The organism is Pseudomonas sp. KH_050 (assembly GCF_057838875.1).
This window is the reverse complement of record NZ_CM174478.1, coordinates 136731-155448: the sequence shown is the minus strand read 5'-3', so window position 1 is coordinate 155448 and position 18718 is coordinate 136731. Positions and strand designations below refer to the sequence as shown.

Here is an 18718-nt window from a genome sequence, read left to right as displayed (position 1 = left end):
TGTCAGCTCCCTTGCAGCGGTTTCGCATCCTGGAAGAAGTAGTCCTTCCATGATTCGGGTTTGTTTTTGAGCGCGCCGACCCGGTAGAGAAATTCCGCCAACGGATAGGTGTTTTTCGGCGTGACGCTGAATTCGAACTGCGGGTTGTCGATGATTTTCAGCAAATCGGCTCGGTCGATTTTGGCTTTGGTGACGCGGATGTAGGTGTCAGCGGCCGCGCCTTTGTCGTTCTGGGCAAACTCGGCCGCTTCGGTCAGGGCTTCGATGAAGGCTTTGTAGGTCTTCGGGTTCTCATTGCGGAATTTCTCAGTGGCGAACAGCACGGTTGGTGAGTTCGGGCCGAGCAAGTCGTAGGTATTGAGCACCACATGCACCTTGGGGTTTTTCAGCGCCTGATCCTGGAACGGCGGGTTGGAAAAATGCCCGGTCAGCTCGGTGCCACCGGCGATCAACGCAGCAGTGGCGTCCGGGTGCGGGACGGCGATGGTGTACTTATCCAGGCGGTTGAAATCCTTATCGCCCCATTGCTTGGCCGCGGCGTACTGCAGGAAGCGCGACTGCACGGAAACGCCGACTGCAGGCACGGCGATGCGGTCCTTCTCGGTGAAATCGGCGATAGTTTTGACGTGCGGATTGTTGCTCACCAGGTAGTACGGAAAGTTGCCCAGCGAAGCCACGGCCTTGACGTTTTGCTTGCCATGGGTACGGTCCCAGATGGTCAGCAGCGGGCCGACCCCGGCACCGGCAATATCGATGGAGCCGGAGAGCAGCGCATCGTTGACTGCCGCGCCGCCGGACAGTTGGGTCCAGTCGACCTTGATGTCGATGCCCTCCTCCTTGCCGTGTTTTTCGATCAGGTTTTGATCGCGCACCACATTGAGCAGCAGGTAAACAATGCCGAACTGCTCGGCGATGCGGATCTCGCCTTCGGCATGAGCTGTGCCCGGGGCGACAAGGCTACTGGCGAGCAAGCTGAACCCCAGGCCGATACTGGCGGCCACGGATTTGATTGGGTTGGACATGGAGATGCTCCTGGTTATAGGAAGTGCCGTGGTCGATCAGTAAGGGGCGTCGCCCTGAATGGTGGTGCGATAGAGCTTGCGCCGCAGATGGCTTGGGCAACCCGCGGCAAGGTGGATCAGCGAACGGTTGTCCCAGAACACCAGGTCGTGGGGCTGCCATTGGTGGCGATAAATGTTTTCCGGCAGCACGCTGTGGGCGTAAAGCTCAGCCAGCAGTTGCTGACTTTCGTCTTCGGGCAAACCGACGATGCGGGTGGTGAATCCTTCGCTGACGAACAGTGCCTTGCGGCCGTTTTCCGGATGGGTGCGGACAATCGGATGCACCACCTCGTTGACCTGTGCGAGTTGCTCCGGGGTCAGGGTTGGGCGCCAGTTGCCTGCAAATTTGTTTTCGCTGTAGCGCGCGGTGTAGGAGTGCGCGGCCGAGCGGCCTTCGATCGCCTTGCGCAGCGCTTGCGGCAGGCCGTCCCAGGCTTTGTGCATGTCGGCGAACAGGGTGTCGCCGCCTTCGCAAGGCAGCTCCTGGGCATGCAGCATCGAGCCCAGGCTCGGCAGCTCCTTGTAGGAGAGGTCGGAGTGCCAGAATTTTCCGGCATCGCCCAGGCCGATGGATTGGCCGTTCTCGATGATGTTGGAGACGATGAGGATTTCCGGGTGGCCAGTCAGCAGAAATTGCTTGAGCACATGAATCTGCAACACGCCGAAGCGCCGGCTGAAGGTGATGTGCTGTTCTGGGGTTATGCGCTGGTTGCGGAACACCACCACGTGGTGATCCAGATGCGCACGGTGTATGCGGGAGAAGTCCTGGTCGTTGATCGGCAACGCCAGGTCGAGGCCGATGATTTCGGCACCCACGGCGCCGCGGAACGGGCGGACTTCGAACGTTTGCGGCGCGATATTCGCGGCGCTTGGGAAAGCGGTAGCTGCAGACATAAATCACTCCCACGCACGGCACGCTCAAGGGCGCGCGCGTCGATCAGAAACTCACGGAGGTCCCGTGTTGGTTCGTGTCGTGCGGCGCGCCGATTGGTCGGCAGGTACGCAGGGGTTTGACTTTATAGGTATAAGAAAATAATTTTAAATATCGTTAAGGAATAACGATATGGCTTAATTCAAAGATCAAAAGATCGCAGCCTGCGGCAGCTCCTACGGGGTCCCGGTACACCCGCAAATTCGAGGTCGTACGCAAATCCGCGCAGGCTGCGATCTTTTAGGCAGAACACGGTCCAGCATGGGAACGACCATCAGGTGGATAATTACCGCTCATGCAACGCCTCGGCCCGGGCGCGGATGATGGGTTTTAGCAAATAGCTGAGGATGCTTTTCTTGCCAGTGATGATGTCCACCGACGCGACCATGCCGGGGATGATCAGCAACGGTTTTTGGTCCGTGCCCAGATGGCTGCGGTCGGTGCGCAGAGTGATCACGTAGTAGGTGTTCTTCTTGTCTTCATCGGTGATGGTGTCGGCACCGATCTGCTCCAGCTTGGCTTTCAGGCCGCCATAGATGGTGTAGTCGTAGGCGGTGAACTTGACGATGGCTTCTTGCCCCGGGTGCAGGAAGGCGATGTCTTGCGGACGAATCCGCGCCTCGACCAATAGCGTGTCATCCAGCGGAACGATTTCTACCAGGTCGCTGCCCGGCTGGATCACGCCGCCGATGGTGTTGACCAGCAGTTGCTTGATGATGCCGCGCACCGGCGACGTCACCAGTGTACGGCTGACGCGGTCTTCGAGGGCCTTGCCAGTGGCACTGGCCTTGCTCAGGTCGGTGCGGGCCTCATTGAGTTGGGTCAGGGCTTCACTGCGGAATCTGCCGCGGGTCTCGTCGATTTTGCGCGCGACTTCCTTGATCGCCGATTCGGCACGTGGAATCGCCAGGGTGGTGGCTTCTACCTGCCCACGGGTTTCCACTTCCGCGCGCTTGAGGCGCAGCACTTCCACCGGAGAAACCGCACCCTGCGCCACCAGCGGCTCGGACATGCCGATTTCCTGGCGCAGCAGCTGCAGGCTGTTGCGGTATTGCGACTGCTTGGAAGTGAACTCGCGCAGCTCTTGCTGACGCTGGATCAACTGCTCCTGCAGGCCACCGACCTCATCGAGCAGTTGCTGACGGCGGCTGTCGTACAACGATTGCTCGCTGGCCGCCTGACCGGGTACGGCCTTGAGCACATCAGCCGGAATGTTGAGCGGGCGGTCGTCGACTTCGGCGCTCAGGCGCTCCACCCGCAACAGCATGGACAGTCGATCCGCCTCGGTTTCGCCGACGTTGGACACAAAACGAGTGTCATCAAGCCGAATCAGCGGCGCACCGGCTTCAACGATCTGCCCTTCCCTGACAAACAGTTCGGCGACGATGCCCCCTTCCAGGTTCTGGATTTTCTGCAGTTTCGACGACGGGATTGCCTTGCCGTCGCCACGGGTGACTTCATCGATCACCGCGAAGTTGGCCCACAACAACAGGAACACGAAGAAGCCGATGATCGCCCAGATAGTCAGTCGCACCACTCGCGGGGCGTCTTCGATCAGGGCTTTGTTGACCTCGGGCAACGGCTGCCCTTGCAGGGAGTCGGAGCCTTTGAAGTAACGGCGGATAGCGCCAGACTTAAGCAACACTGATCTGCCCCTTCTTCAACGCTTCCATCACCACGGCTTTAGGTCCATCAGCAAGAATCTGCCCACGGTCGACCACCAGTAACCGGTCGACCAGCGAGAGCAACGAGGCCCGATGCGTCACCAGCACCACGGTCTTGTTGGCTACCACGGCTTGCAGGCGTTGCTTCAAGCGTTCTTCACCGGTGTTGTCCATGGCGCTGGTGGGTTCGTCGAGCAGCAGGATCGGCGGGTTGAGCAACAGCGCGCGGGCCAGGGCGACGTTCTGTCGCTGACCGCCGGACAGGTTTTGGCCACGCTCGCCGACCTGCAGTTCGTAGCCTTGTGGATGCAACCGGACGAACTCATGCACGCCGGCCAGTTCGGCGGCTTGCAGGACCAGCTCGTCTTCTACGTAGCGCGCGCCGGACACCAGGTTGTCGCGCAGGGTACCGGCCAGCAGCTGGATGTCCTGGGGCACGTAGCCAATGTTGTGACGCAGTTCGCTGACGTCGATCTGGCGAATGTCGACGCCATCGACCAGCAAGGCACCGTCGTCCGGCTGATAGAGCCCGACCAACAGTTTGGCCAACGAGCTTTTGCCCGAGCCGCTGCGGCCGATGATGCCGATTTTTTCCCCGGGCTTGATCACCAGGTTGATGTTCTTCAGTGCCGGATTTTGCTGGTTCGGGTAGGTGAAGCTCAGTTGACGGCACTCGATGGCGCCTTGCAGGACCTTGCGGCTCAACGGGCGCTCTTCGAAATTGCGCTCTTGCGCCAGCTCCATCATCTGGTCGACGGAGGTCATGGTCACCCGCGCTTGCTGGTAGCGGGTCAGCAGGCCCGACAACGACGCCAGCGGGCTGAGGGCACGGCCGCTGAGCATGTAACAGGCGATCAGGCCGCCCATGCTGAGGTTGCCGTCGATGATCTGGTATACGCCGAAAACGATCATGATCACCCCGGCCAGTTGCTGGATCAGCAGGGTGATATTCATCGCCAGACCGGAGAGCATTTTCACCCGCAGTTCGAGGCGGCTGAGGGTACCGATGGTTTGTTCCCACTGGTACTGACGCTCGCTTTCGGCGTTGTTGACCTTGACCGCATCGAGCCCGGCGAGGGTTTCGATCAGGCTCGACTGACGCTCGGCGGCCAGCGCCATGGTCCGTTCCATGGTCGCCACCAAGGGCTTTTGCAACGCATAGCCAATCAGCAGGGCAATCGGGAACGCCAGTACCGGAATCCACACCAGATGCCCACCGATGATGCCGATCACCATGAAGATCAGCAGGGTAAACGGCAGGTCGATCAGGCTGGTGAGGGTCAGAGAGGCGAGGAAGTCCCGCAGGCTCTGGAACTCATGAATATTCTGGGCAAAGCTGCCGACCCGCGCCGGGCGGCATTTCATGGCCATGCCGACGATTCGCTCGAACAGCGTCGCCGAGATGATCAGGTCGGTCTTTTTCCCGGCCAGATCCAGGCACAGGCTGCGCAGACTCTTGAGGATCAGGTCGAACAGGTAGGCGCCGGTGATGCCGATGGCCAGCACCCACAACGTGGCAGCGGCCTGGTTCGGGACGACGCGGTCGTAGACGTTCATCACGAACAGCGGCGCGGCCATGGCGATGATGTTGATCAGGAAACTCGCGGCAATCGCGTCGGCATACAGCCAGCGAGAGCGCTTCAAGGTGTCGCGGAACCAGGAGCGGGCACGCGGGATCAACGTGCCGTGGTTCACATCGAATTTGTGTTGAGGCTGGGCAAAGAAGACCTGGCCGATGTAGTCGTCCGCCAACAGTTCGCGGCTGACCTTCACTTCACCGCCGTCGCTTTCGCTGAGCAACAAGCGCGCATGGTCCTCGCCTTCCCAGCCGAGCAGGACGGCACTGCGGCCATCCTTGAGCAACAGCAGGGCGGGCATGGCAATCGCCGGAATCTGCTCCAGCTTGCGTTGCAGCACCCGGCCTTGCAGACCGGCGCGGGCCGCGGCGCGGGGCAGCAGTTCGACACTCAGCCGCTGTGCCGGCAAGGGTAGGCCGGTGGTCAGCATCGCCGCGCTGGCAGGTTTCTGGTGCAGCGTGCACAGGGCTAGCAGGCCATCCAGTAATGGATCGTCGTGCAGCGTGCGTGGATCATGACTGAGATGAACTCGACTGACTTCTGATTCCACGCTGAGCACTCTTGACTGACGATTGGACGGTTATGCGGGTCGGCTCAATTCATCCCGGGCAGTTGGACCTTGGGTTTTACGTCGTTTTGCACGACGGACGCCATGGGTGCGACCACTCCCTGGCTCTTGAGCAATCCGCCCATGGTCGCCTTGATTCGATATTGAGTAAATAACTGAATGTTTTTGATCTCCGCCAAACGACGGGATGCAGTAAACAGTTCGTTTTCACTGTCGAGCAAGTCGAGCAGAGTGCGCTCGCCGAGGCTGAATTGCTTCTGATACGCCGTACGCACGCGGGTGCTGTGATCTACGTATTGCTGAGCGATCGGCACTTGAGCGTTGGCGTTGTTCAAGGCGTTCCAGGCCAGGCCCAGCTCTTCGTTCAACACCCGCAGGGCATTGTTGCGAATATCCAGCGCCTCGCTGGACTGATAGGACCTGGATTCCAGGTCGGCCTTGTTGCTGCCACCGGCGAACAGGTTGAAGCGCATGCGCAGCATGGCCTGCCATTCGTTGTTGTGGCCGTCCATCCCATCGATATCGTTATCGGCACTGCGCCCCAGTTCGGCATCGAAACGCGGGTAGAACGCCGATTTGGCGGCTTCGTACGATTGCTCGGCAGCGACGATGTCGGACTCGGCCGAACGCAGGATCGGGCTGTTCTCGAGCATTTGCCGGCGAGCTTCGTTCAGGTCGGCCGGCAGCAACGCGATGAAGCCCGCCGGACGGTCCAGTTGGTCGGGCATCTGGCCAACGGCACTGAGGAAGTTGGTTTCGGCATCGGCCAGGTTGGTTTGTTCGGTGATCAGGTTGTTGCGGGCCTGGGCCAGGCGCGCTTCGGCTTGATCAAGGTCAGCCATACGACCGACACCACGCTCGGTACGCAGCTTGATCTGGTCAAAAATACGCTCGTGATTGCGCTGATTGTCTTCGGCCAGTTGCACGAAGTCGCGACGGGTCAGCACATCCAGGTAAACCTGGGCAACGGTCAGCGCGGTGCGCTCCGAAGAGCCCAGCAATGAGTAGGCGCGGGAGTTTACGGTGGCTTGTTGACGACCCACTTCGCTGGACGTCGCAAAACCGTCAAAAACCATTTGCGACAGGCGCAGGCTCGACTCGCTGCGGTTCAGGGTCTCCCAGTGGTTGCTGCCAGGACCGGTGCGCGTACTGACGCTATCAGTGCCTTCTCGGCCATAACCACCGAGCAGATCGACCCGTGGCAGGTATCCGCCTTTGGCTGCTTTTAACTGATAATCCGCGGAAATTCGGCTGTTTACCCCTGCCTGGATTTCCGGATGGACATCCAGTGCTTGTTGCATGGCTTCGGGCAGGGTTTGTGCTTGAACAAAACTGGCGGCGAGGACGAACGGTAAAGCCTTCAACAAATGCGGACGCATGTTAGAAATTCCTAGGACTTCTTGTCTCAAATCACAGCAGATCCGGGCGCTGCATCGGAAAATGGCAACCGGAATGACCGTATGTCGGAAACGCCAAAAGCGCAATCAGTCACGCGCTCTAGGACGAATCGCCGCATAAATATCAATGTGACATTACTGGGACGATTGTTTAGGATGGCCAGCAGAAGGTCAATAGTTTGGCATAAAGTTAATAGCGAATAATTATAGCCAATATTTTGACGACAAAAAGCGTCAATAGAACATAAAAGTACCTCCAGACTGATTAGGCGATTGCCCGTCAGGTCCATGGAAGTCTACTGAACGGTACCCCGGAGAGTCTTCAATGAGCAGTGTTGTTGCCATCGTCAAAAGCATTGTTGGTCAAGTGTTTGTGGTTTCCCCAGAAGGCATCCGACGCGTACTCATTGAAGGTGATCGCCTGTTCGTTGGCGACCAGGTAGACACCGGCCTGGCGGGGGCCGTTACCCTTGAACTGGCTGACGGCCGCATCCTCGACCTGGGTCGCGACACGCAATGGAGCGGCAGCGATCCGGACTCCAGCACCAATCTGGCTGAAACGACTGCGCAGGCTGCACCGTCGGTAGACGAATTGCAGCAAGCCATCGCCGCGGGTGCCGACCCGACTACCGAACTCGAAGCCACCGCTGCCGGCCCAAGCGCTGAGAGCGCAGGTGGTTCCGCAGGCGGTGGTGACAGTTTCGTGGTGCTCGACGCAACGGCGGGCAGGGTCGATCCGACCATTGGCTTTCCGACTGCGGGCATTGCCTCCACTGGCGCAACCACCACGACCGATACCGGAAGTCAGAGCGCCACGGTCGCCAACACTCCGAGTGTATTGACCGCTGATGCCGGCGCACTGGCTGAAGACTCCGTCGCGACCGGCAATGTGCTGAATAACGATAGCGATGGCGATAACACCCTGAGCGTGGTCTCCTTCACCGTCGCCGGTGTGACTGGCTCCTTTACCGCGGGTCAAGTCGCGACCCTCGTCGGCGTCGGCACCCTGACTATTGCCGCCAACGGCGACTACAGCTTTACGCCGGTGGCGAACTGGAACGGCAGCGTGCCGTCAGTCAGCTACACCACCAACACCGGCGCCAGCAGCACCCTGGAGCTCAGCGTCACCCCGGTCGATGACGCCAGCGTGCTGAGCGCCGATGTCCAAACCAGCGCCGAAGACGCCACGACCACCGGCAATGTGCTGGGCAATGACAGCGATGTCGATAACACCTTGAGTGTCGCGAGCTTCACCGTACAAGGCATGACCGGCAGTTTCACCGCAGGCCAAGTCGCGACTATCGCCGGCGTCGGCACCCTGACCCTCGCCGCCAACGGCGACTACAGCTTCACCCCGGCGGCGAACTGGAACGGCAGCGTGCCGCCGGTCAGCTACACCACCAACACCGGCGCCAGCAGCACCCTGGAGCTCAGCGTCACCCCGGTCGATGACGCCAGCGTGCTGGCAGCAGACAGTCAAACCAGCGCCGAAGACGCCGCGGCCACCGGCAACGTGTTGGGCAACGACAGCGATGTCGATAATGCCCTGAGCGTGGCCAGCTTCACCGTCGCCGGTATGACTGGCAGCTTTACCGCCGGCCAGACCGCGACTATTGAAAACGTCGGCACCCTGACTATCGGTGCCAACGGCGACTACAGCTTCACCCCGGTGGCGAACTGGAACGGCAGCGTGCCGCCGGTCAGCTACACCACCAACACCGGCGCCAGCAGCACCCTCGAGCTCAGCGTCACCCCGGTCGATGACGCCAGCGTGCTGAGCGCCGATGTCCAAACCAGCGCCGAAGACGCCACGACCACCGGCAATGTGCTGGGCAATGACAGCGATGTCGATAACACCTTGAGTGTCGCGAGCTTCACCGTACAAGGCATGACCGGCAGTTTCACCGCAGGCCAAGTCGCGACTATCGCCGGCGTCGGCACCCTGACCCTCGCCGCCAACGGCGACTACAGCTTCACCCCGGCGGCGAACTGGAACGGCAGCGTGCCGCCGGTCAGCTACACCACCAACACCGGCGCCAGCAGCACCCTGGACCTCAGCGTCACCCCGGTCGATGACGCCAGCGTGCTGGCAGCAGACAGTCAAACCAGCGCCGAAGACGCCACGGCCACCGGCAATGTGCTGGGCAACGACAGCGATGTCGATAACACCCTGAGTGTCGCCAGCTTCACTGTCGCCGGTGTGACTGGCTCCTTTACCGCCGGCCAGACCGCGACCATCGTCGGCGTCGGCACCCTGACCATTGCTGCCAATGGCGACTACAGCTTCACCCCGGTGGCGAACTGGAACGGCAGCGTGCCGCCGGTCAGCTACACCACCAACACCGGCGCCAGCAGCACCCTCGAGCTCAGCGTCACCCCGGTCGACGACGCCAGCGTGCTGACTGCCGATGCCCAAACCAGCGCCGAAGACGCTACCGCCACCGGCAACGTGCTGGGCAACGACAGCGATGTCGATAACACCCTGAACGTGGCCAGCTTCACCGTACAAGGCGTCACCGGCAGTTTCACCGCCGGCCAGACCGCGACCCTCAGCGGCGTCGGCACCCTGACCATTGCCGCCAACGGCGACTACAGCTTCACCCCGGTGGCGCACTACAACGGCGCGGTGCCGTCAGTCAGCTACACCACCAACACCGGCGCCAGCACCACCCTGGTCCTCAGCGTCACCCCGGTCGACGACGCCAGCGTGCTGACTGCCGATGCCCAAACCAGCGCCGAAGACGCCACGGCCACCGGCAATGTGCTGGGCAATGACAGCGATGTCGACAACACCCTGAGCGTGGCCAGCTTCACTGTCGCCGGTGTGACCGGCAGTTTCACCGCCGGCCAGACCGTGACCCTCAGCGGCGTCGGCACCCTGACTATTGCTGCCAACGGCGACTACAGCTTTACCCCGGTCGCGCACTACAACGGCGCGGTGCCGTCAGTCAGCTACACCACCAACACTGGCGCCAGCAGCACCCTCGGGCTCAGCGTCACCCCGGTCGATGACGCCAGCGTGCTGGCAGCAGACAGTCAAACCAGCGCCGAAGACGCCACGGCCACCGGCAATGTGCTGGGCAACGACAGCGATGTCGATAACACCCTGAGTGTCGCCAGCTTCACTGTCGCCGGTGTGACTGGCTCCTTTACCGCCGACCAGACCGCGACCATCGTCGGCGTCGGCACCCTGACCATTGCTGCCAATGGCGACTACAGCTTCACCCCGGTGGCGAACTGGAACGGCAGCGTGCCGCCGGTCAGCTACACCACCAACACCGGCGCCAGCAGCACCCTCGAGCTCAAGGTCACCCCGGTCGACGACGCCAGCGTGCTGGCAGCAGACAGTCAAACCAGCGCCGAAGACGCCGTTGCCACCGGCAACGTGCTGGGCAACGACAGCGATGTCGACAACACCCTGAGTGTCGCGAGCTTCACCGTACAAGGCATGACCGGCAGTTTCGCCGCCGGCCAGACCGCGACCATCGAAAACGTCGGCACGCTGACCCTCGCCGCCAATGGCGACTACAGCTTCACCCCGGTGGCGAACTGGAACGGCAGCGTGCCGCCGGTCAGCTACACCACCAACACCGGCGCCAGCAGCACCCTCGAGCTCAACGTCACCCCGGTCGATGACGCCAGTGTGTTGGCAGCAGACCGCCAAACCGTCGCCGAAGACGCTACCGCGACCGGCAATGTGCTGGGCAACGACAGCGATGTCGACAACACCCTGAACGTGGCCAGCTTCACCGTCGCCGGTGTGACCGGCAGCTTCACCGCCGGCCAGACCGCGACCATTGAAAACGTCGGCACGTTGACTATCGGTGCCAACGGCGACTACAGCTTCACCCCGGTGGCGAACTGGAACGGCGCCGTGCCGTCCGTCAGCTACACCACCAACACTGGCGCCAGCAGCACCCTGGAGCTCAACGTCACCCCGGTCGACGACGCCAGCGTGCTGACTGCCGATGCCCAAACCAGCGCCGAAGATGCTACAGCGACCGGCAATGTGCTGGGCAATGACAGCGATGTCGACAATGCCCTGAGCGTGGCCAGCTTCACTGTCGCCGGTATGACTGGCAGCTTTACCGCCGGCCAGACCGCGACCCTCAGCGGCGTCGGTACGCTGACCCTCGCCGCCAATGGCGACTACAGCTTCACTCCGGTGGCGAACTGGAGCGGCGCCGTGCCGCCGGTCAGCTACACCACCAACACCGGCGCCAGCAGCACCCTGGAGTTCAAGGTCACCCCGGTCGACGACGCCAGCGTGCTGACTGCCGATGCCCAAACCAACGCCGAAGACGCTACCGCGACCGGCAATGTGCTGGGCAACGACAGCGATGTCGACAACACCCTGAGTGTGGCGAGCTTCACCGTACAAGGCGTCGCCGGTTCCTTTACTGCGGGCCAAGTCGCGACCCTCAGCGGCGTTGGCACCCTGACTATTGCCGCCAACGGCGACTACAGCTTTACCCCGGTGGCGAACTGGAACGGCAGCGTGCCGTCCGTCAGCTACACCACCAACACCGGCGCCAGCAGCACCCTCGAGCTCAGCGTCACCCCGGTCGACGACGCCAGCGTGTTGACTGCCGATGCTCAAACCAGCGCCGAAGACGCTACCGCGACCGGCAATGTGCTGGGCAATGACAGCGATGTCGACAACACCCTGAGTGTCGCCAGCTTCACCGTACAAGGCATGACCGGCAGTTTCGCCGCCGGCCAGACCGCGACCATCGAAAACGTCGGCACCCTGACCCTCGCCGCCAACGGCGACTACAGCTTCACCCCGGTGGCGAACTGGAACGGCAGCGTGCCGCCGGTCAGCTACACCACCAACACCGGCGCCAGCAGCACCCTGGAGCTCAACGTCACCCCGGTTGACGACGCCAGCGTGCTGACTGCCGATGCCCGAACCGTCGCCGAAGACGTCGTTGCCACCGGCAATGTGCTGGGCAACGACAGCGATGTCGACAACACCCTGAGCGTGGCCAGCTTCACTGTCGCCGGTATGACTGGCAGCTTTACCGCAGGTCAAGTCGCAACCCTCAGCGGCGTCGGCACCGTGACTATTGCTGCCAACGGCGACTACAGCTTCACCCCGGTGGCGAACTGGAACGGTGCCGTGCCGTCCGTCAGCTACACCACCAACACTGGCGCCAGCAGCACCCTGGAGCTCAACGTCACCCCGGTTGACGACGCCAGCGTGCTGACTGCCGATGCCCAAACCAACGCCGAAGACGCTACCGCGACCGGCAATGTGCTGGGCAACGACAGCGATGTCGACAACACCCTGAACGTGGCCAGCTTCACCGTCGCCGGTGTGACCGGTTCCTTTACCGCGGGTCAAGTCGCGACCCTCAGCGGCGTCGGCACCCTGACTATTGCCGCCAACGGCGACTACAGCTTCACCCCGGTGGCGAACTGGAACGGCGCCGTGCCGCCGGTCAGCTACACCACCAACACCGGCGCCAGCAGCACCCTGGAGCTCAACGTCACCCCGGTTGACGACGCCAGCGTGCTGGCCGCTGACCGCCAAACCAGCGCCGAAGACGCTACCGCCACCGGCAACGTGCTGGGCAATGACAGCGATGTCGATAACACCCTGAGCGTGGCGACCTTCACCGTACAAGGCGTCAGTTTCACCGCCGGCCAAATCGCGACCATCAGCGGCGTCGGCACCCTGACCGTTGCCGCCAACGGCGACTACAGCTTCACCCCGGCGGCGAACTGGAACGGCGCGGTGCCGCCGGTCAGCTACACCACCAATACCGGCGCCAGCAGCACCCTCGACCTCAGCGTCACCCCGGTCGACGACGCCAGCGTGCTGGCCGCTGACCGCCAAACCGTCGCCGAAGACGCCACGGCGACCGGCAACGTGCTGGGCAATGACAGCGATGTCGATAACACCCTGAGTGTCGCCAGCTTCACCGTACAAGGCATGACCGGTTCCTTTACCGCGGGTCAAGTCGCGACCCTCAGCGGCGTCGGCACCCTGACCGTTGCCGCCAACGGCGACTACAGCTTCACTCCGGCGGCGAACTGGAACGGCGCGGTGCCGCCGGTCAGCTACACCACCAACACCGGTTCGACCAGCACCCTGGAGCTCAGCGTCACCCCGGTCGACGACGCCAGCGTGTTGGCCGCTGACCGCCAAACCGTCGCCGAAGACGTCGTTGCCACCGGCAACGTGCTGGGCAACGACAGCGATGTCGACAACACCCTGAGTGTCGCCAGCTTCACCGTACAAGGCATGACCGGCAGTTTCACCGCCGGCCAAGTCGCGACCCTCGTCGGCGTCGGCACCCTGACCCTCGCTGCCAATGGCGACTACAGCTTCACCCCGGTGGCGAACTGGAACGGCAGCGTGCCGCCGGTCAGCTACACCACCAACACCGGCGCCAGCAGCACCCTGGAGCTCAGCGTCACCCCGGTCGACGACGCCAGCGTGCTGGCCGCTGACCGCCAAACCGTCGCCGAAGACGCCACGGCGACCGGCAACGTGCTGGGCAATGACAGCGATGTGGACAATGCCCTGAGCGTGGCCAGCTTCACTGTCGCCGGTATGACTGGCAGCTTCACCGCGGGTCAAGTCGCGACCCTCAGCGGCGTCGGTACCCTGACCCTCGCCGCCAACGGCGACTACAGCTTCACCCCGGTGGCGAACTGGAACGGCGCCGTGCCGCCGGTCAGCTACACCACCAACACTGGCGCCAGCAGCACCCTCGACCTCAACGTCACCCCGGTCGACGACGCCAGCGTGCTGACTGCCGATGCCCAAACCATTGCCGAAGACGCCACGGCCACCGGCAATGTGCTGAGCAACGACAGCGATGTCGATAACACCCTGAGTGTCGCGAGCTTCACCGTACAAGGCATGACCGGCAGTTTCACCGCCGGTCAAGTCGCAACCATCGTCGGCGTCGGCACCGTGACCATTGCCGCCAACGGCGACTACAGCTTTACCCCAGCGGCGCACTACAACGGCAGCGTGCCGCCGATCAGCTACACAACCAACACCGACGCCAACAGCACCCTCGACCTCAGCGTCACCCCGGTCGACGACGCCAGCGTGCTGACTGCCGATGCCCAAATCAGCGCCGAAGACGCCGTGGCCACCGGCAATGTGCTGAATAACGACAGCGATGTCGACAACACCCTGAGCGTGGCCAGCTTCACTGTCGCCGGTATGACTGGCAGCTTTACCGCGGGTCAAGTCGCGACCCTCAGCGGCGTCGGCACCCTGACCCTCGCCGCCAACGGCGACTACAGCTTTACCCCGGCGGCGAACTGGAACGGCAGCGTGCCGCCAGTCAGCTACACCACCAACACCGGCGCCAGCAGCACCCTCGACCTCAGCGTCACCCCGGTCGATGACGCCAGCGTGCTGGCAGCAGACAGCCAAACCAGCGCCGAAGACGTCACGGCCACCGGCAATGTGCTGGGCAATGACAGCGATGTCGATAACACCTTGAGTGTCGCGACCTTCACCGTACAAGGCATCACCGGCAGTTTCACCGCGGGCCAAGTCGCGACTATCGCCGGCGTCGGCACAGTGACCATCGCCGCAAACGGTGACTACAGTTTCACCCCGACAGCAAACTGGAATGGCACCGTTCCACTGATCAGCTATACCACTAACACCCATTCCATCAGCACGCTGGCCCTCACGCTCAATTCGGTCAACGACGCACCGACCGTCAATACCACCTCGGCCAGCGGTGATGAAGATCATCTGATCGCCGTGCAACTTGGCGGCAATGACCTCGACGGCACTGTCGGCCACTTCACCCTGACCGGCCTGCCGGCCAATGGCGGGTTTTACGCTGATGCCGCCGGGACCATCGCGTTGAGCGCCAGCAGCGTGATCACCGCAACCGCCAACGGCGCAACGGTTTACTTCAAGCCAACCGGCGACTGGAGTGGCACCACCAGCTTCACCTACAGCTCGACCGACAACCAAGGCATGCCTTGCGCGGCTTCGGCGACCGGCACCATTGTCGTCGCGCCAGTCACCGATACCCCGAGCCTGTCACTGAGCGGCGGCGGCATGGTCGTCTCGACCGACTTCCAGGAAGTCGCTCTGAACGGCTCGCATAGCGATATCGATGTCAGCAAGCTCGGCAATGGCGTGTGGCACACGGACAACAGCGGTGGCAAGGTCGAAATCGGCAAGGCCAGCGTCTATGGTGCCGGCGGCAATAACCAGGTCATCGAATTGGAGCGCAACACCGGCGATGCGAGCAACCTCTACACCACTATCGATGCGAAGGCCGGCACCACCTATAACGTGTCGTTCGACTATGCACCGCGTGCCGGCGTCGATAATTCGCTCATCAATGTGTACTGGGGTGGCCAACTCATTGGCACCCTGAACACCACGACCACCGGTATGCAGCACTACAGTTTCGACGTTCCGGTCACTGCCGATGGCAACCAGAAACTCGAGTTCCGCGCCGGGGACAGCAACAGCCTGGGTGGCCTGCTGGACAACATCAACGTCACCCAGATGCTCAACTCGGGCCTTGAAGACAACGCGATCCTGCTGTCAACCATCCAGGCCCACACCAACGACGTCGATGGCTCGGAAATACTCACCGTCACACTGGGCGGCTTGCCGGCGGGCTCCAAACTCACCGACGGCACCCACACCTTCAACGCTGTCGACGGTTCGACGTCGGTGGACATCACCGGTTGGAACCTGTCCACGCTCAAGCTGACACCGCCGACGAACTTCAATGGCGACATTACCCTGACCGTGACGGCCACCGCCAAAGACGGTGATGTTCCGAGCGCCAGCACCTCGCTTCCATTGGTAGTGCACGTCGCTGCCGTCGATGATGCAAGCGTGCTGCAGGCGGACAAGATCACCGTCGACGAAGACCACAACGCGACCGGCAACGTGCTGACCAACGATCACGATATCGATAACACCCTGAGCGTCACCAGCTTCAGCGTGACCGGGGTGAATGGCAGCTTCACCTCGGGCCAGACCGCGACCATCACCGATGTCGGGACTCTGACCATCTCCAGCAACGGCGACTACAGCTTCAAGCCGGCTGCCGACTGGAATGGCAACGTTCCACAGGTGACCTACACCACCAACACCGGCTCCTCCAGCACGCTGAACATCAGCGTCACCCCGGTCAACGACCTGAGTGTGCTGACGGCTGACACCAAAACCGTCGCAGAAGACATCGCCGCCACCGGTAACGTACTGAGCAACGACCGCGATGTGGATAACGTCCTGAGCGTGGCCAAGTTCACTGTTGGCGGTATCGAGTACACAGCAGGTAGTACTGCCACCCTGGTAAACGTCGGCAAGTTGACCCTCGGTGCCAACGGTGACTACAGCTTCACCCCGGTCGACAATTGGAGCGGCAAGGTTCCGAGTGTGACCTACACCACCAACACGGGTTCAAGCACCGCACTGGACATCAGCGTGACCGCGGTCGCGGATGCACCGATCGTGTCCGCCACCACTACTCAGGTGGCCGAAAACAGCAGTGTAGCGTTGGACCTGAAGGTAACCTCGCTGGACACCGATGGGTCCGAAACCCAGGTCATTACCCAGATCGGCGGCATCCCGGTGGGTGCGACGCTCACCGACGGCACGCACACCTTTACCGGCACAACCGGCAATGCGGTCGCCGACCTCAGCGGGTGGGATGTGAGCAAATTGAGCTACACCCCGGCGCCGTATTCCACCGGTACCGACACACTGACGGTTACGGCGGTCTCGACCGAGAGCCAGGGCGGTTCGGCCACTAGTACGACGCAGATTCCGGTCACGATTAACCAGGCAATCTACACCCCGGTTACCGGCACCACCGCGAATGACACTATCGTCGGCACAGGCAACAACGACGTTATGGTTGCCGACATCGGTGGACTGACGGTGGTACCGGGCAAGAACTACAACATCGCATTCATGGTCGACAGTTCGGGCAGCATGGAAGACAACGCGATCATAGCCGCCCAGAACTCGCTGACCTCGGTGTTCAACACCCTCAAGCAGAGTCTGGGTGTCGCCGGCGCAGGCACGGTGAACATCTTCCTTGCGGACTTCGACAATCAGGTCAACAGGTCGGTCTCGGTCAACCTGAACGACCCGGACGCGCTGAAGGAGCTCAAGTCGGTACTGAAATCGATGGAGTCCGGAGGCGGTACCAACTACGAAGACGTGTTCAAGGCCACTGCCAACTTCTTCAAAAGCGCCGAGGCCCTGGGCAACAGTAATGCCACGAACCTGACCTATTTCATCACCGACGGTAAACCGACCTATTACCAGACTGACGAGGAGACCAATCCGACGCTGTATGGCGATGTGACGCTCGACGATGTGCTGCTCGCCAGCAATTACAAGCCGGGAACGGCCTACAGCTTGAAAATCGACCCCACGCACAAACTCAGCATCGACACCGATGGCAGACTGACGCTGTCGACCAAGGACGAAAAAAAATGGGACGATAAATACCAAGGCGTCGTTCATGCCCAGGGTGATGGCACCTTCGAGTTGTCCAAACTCGGCGGGAGCGGTTACGCGGACTGGTGGAACTACATCGAATCGGCCGACGGATCGAACGCCAGCTTCACCGCACTGAGCAAGTTGTCTCAGGTGGAAGCCATCGGCCTGAACTATGACATCAGCCCCGACGACCTGAAACCATACGACACCGATAATAATCCGCAGTCCTACATCAATCCGACGGACCTGGCCAACGCCATTGTCGGCCACACCGAGGCGACCCTCCCGGGCGCCGACAAGGTCAACGGCGGCGACGGTGCCGACATCCTGTTCGGTGATCTGGTGAGCTTCAACGGTATCGCCAGTGAGGGCTACCAGGCCATGCAGGCCTTCGTCGCCCAGCAGAACGGCGTGGACGTCAGCAAGGTCACTACCAGCAATGTGCACCAGTACATTACCGAGCACTACAACGCTTTCGACGTGTCTGGCAGCCATGACGGTGCCGATACGCTGCTGGGCGGTGCGGGCAATGACATCATCTTCGGCCAGGGTGGCAATGACCTCCTCGATGGTGGCAGTGGCAATGACATCCTGCTCGGCGGTAGCGGCATTGACACGCTGTTGGGTGGCGCGGGCAACGACATGCTATTCGGCGGTAAGGGCAATGACATTCTGAGTGGTGATTCGGGCGCCGACACCTTCGTCTGGAAGGCCGGCGACACCGGTAACGACGTGATCAAGGACTTCAAGTCCGGCGATGGCGATCGTATCGACCTGCGTGATCTGTTGCAGGGCGAGACCGGCAGCACTATCGACAACTTCCTGAAGATCACCACCGCTGAAGGCGTGTCGACCCTGCAGGTCAGTTCCGAAGGCAAGCTCAATGCCGCCGGCGGTATCGCCAATGCCGACGTGACCATCAAGCTGGAAGGCAATAACTGGACGGGCGTCAGCGTCAACTCGCTGATCTCCGGCGGTGATCCGACCATCAAGGTCGATCACAACAACAGTTGATCCACGGCTTCACCGGCTACCCATCAGGGGCAGCCGGTGAG

General features: G+C 61.7%; 6 protein-coding genes and 2 pseudogenes. 3 read left to right on the top strand and 5 right to left on the bottom strand.

The features are described from left to right. Positions 1-2 precede the first annotated feature (2 nt). From AC3IUA_RS00700 to AC3IUA_RS00680, 5 genes are all read right to left on the bottom strand, one after another. On the bottom strand, positions 3-1022 hold the full coding sequence (locus AC3IUA_RS00700; RefSeq protein ID WP_489358620.1) for an ABC transporter substrate-binding protein: 1020 nt from the start codon (positions 1020-1022) through the stop codon (positions 3-5). A gap of 36 nt (positions 1023-1058) precedes the next feature. Then, positions 1059-1955 carry a TauD/TfdA dioxygenase family protein gene (locus tag AC3IUA_RS00695; RefSeq protein ID WP_489358619.1) on the bottom strand — a complete coding sequence of 299 codons (897 nt, stop codon included), beginning with the start codon at positions 1953-1955 and terminating at the stop codon, positions 1059-1061. Between the two features lie 323 nt (positions 1956-2278). Further along, positions 2279-3637 (bottom strand): HlyD family type I secretion periplasmic adaptor subunit, encoded by a 1359-nt coding sequence (locus AC3IUA_RS00690; protein WP_489358618.1) that lies wholly within the window; start codon positions 3635-3637, stop codon positions 2279-2281. After that, positions 3627-5783: a type I secretion system permease/ATPase gene (locus tag AC3IUA_RS00685; RefSeq protein ID WP_489358617.1), complete on the bottom strand. Its 2157-nt coding sequence runs from the start codon at positions 5781-5783 to the stop codon at positions 3627-3629. Before AC3IUA_RS00685 ends, AC3IUA_RS00690 begins: the two co-directional genes overlap by 11 nt. Before the next feature lie 44 nt (positions 5784-5827). After that, positions 5828-7180, bottom strand: a complete 1353-nt coding sequence (locus AC3IUA_RS00680) for a TolC family outer membrane protein (RefSeq protein ID WP_489358616.1) — start codon at positions 7178-7180, stop codon at positions 5828-5830. Positions 7181-7523: 343 nt separating this feature from the next. Between AC3IUA_RS00680 and AC3IUA_RS00675 the strand changes: the two are divergent. The 3 genes and pseudogenes from AC3IUA_RS00675 to AC3IUA_RS00665 all read left to right on the top strand — a co-directional run. Then, positions 7524-8024, top strand: a pseudogene (locus AC3IUA_RS00675) (retention module-containing protein); the annotation flags it as partial. 9 nt (positions 8025-8033) lie between these two features. Next, a pseudogene (locus AC3IUA_RS00670) lies at positions 8034-15185 on the top strand (Ig-like domain-containing protein); the annotation flags it as partial. After that, positions 15162-18677 (top strand): type I secretion C-terminal target domain-containing protein, encoded by a 3516-nt coding sequence (locus AC3IUA_RS00665; RefSeq protein WP_489362186.1) that lies wholly within the window; start codon positions 15162-15164, stop codon positions 18675-18677. The pseudogene AC3IUA_RS00670 and the gene AC3IUA_RS00665, both read left to right, overlap by 24 nt. Positions 18678-18718: the final 41 nt, after the last annotated feature.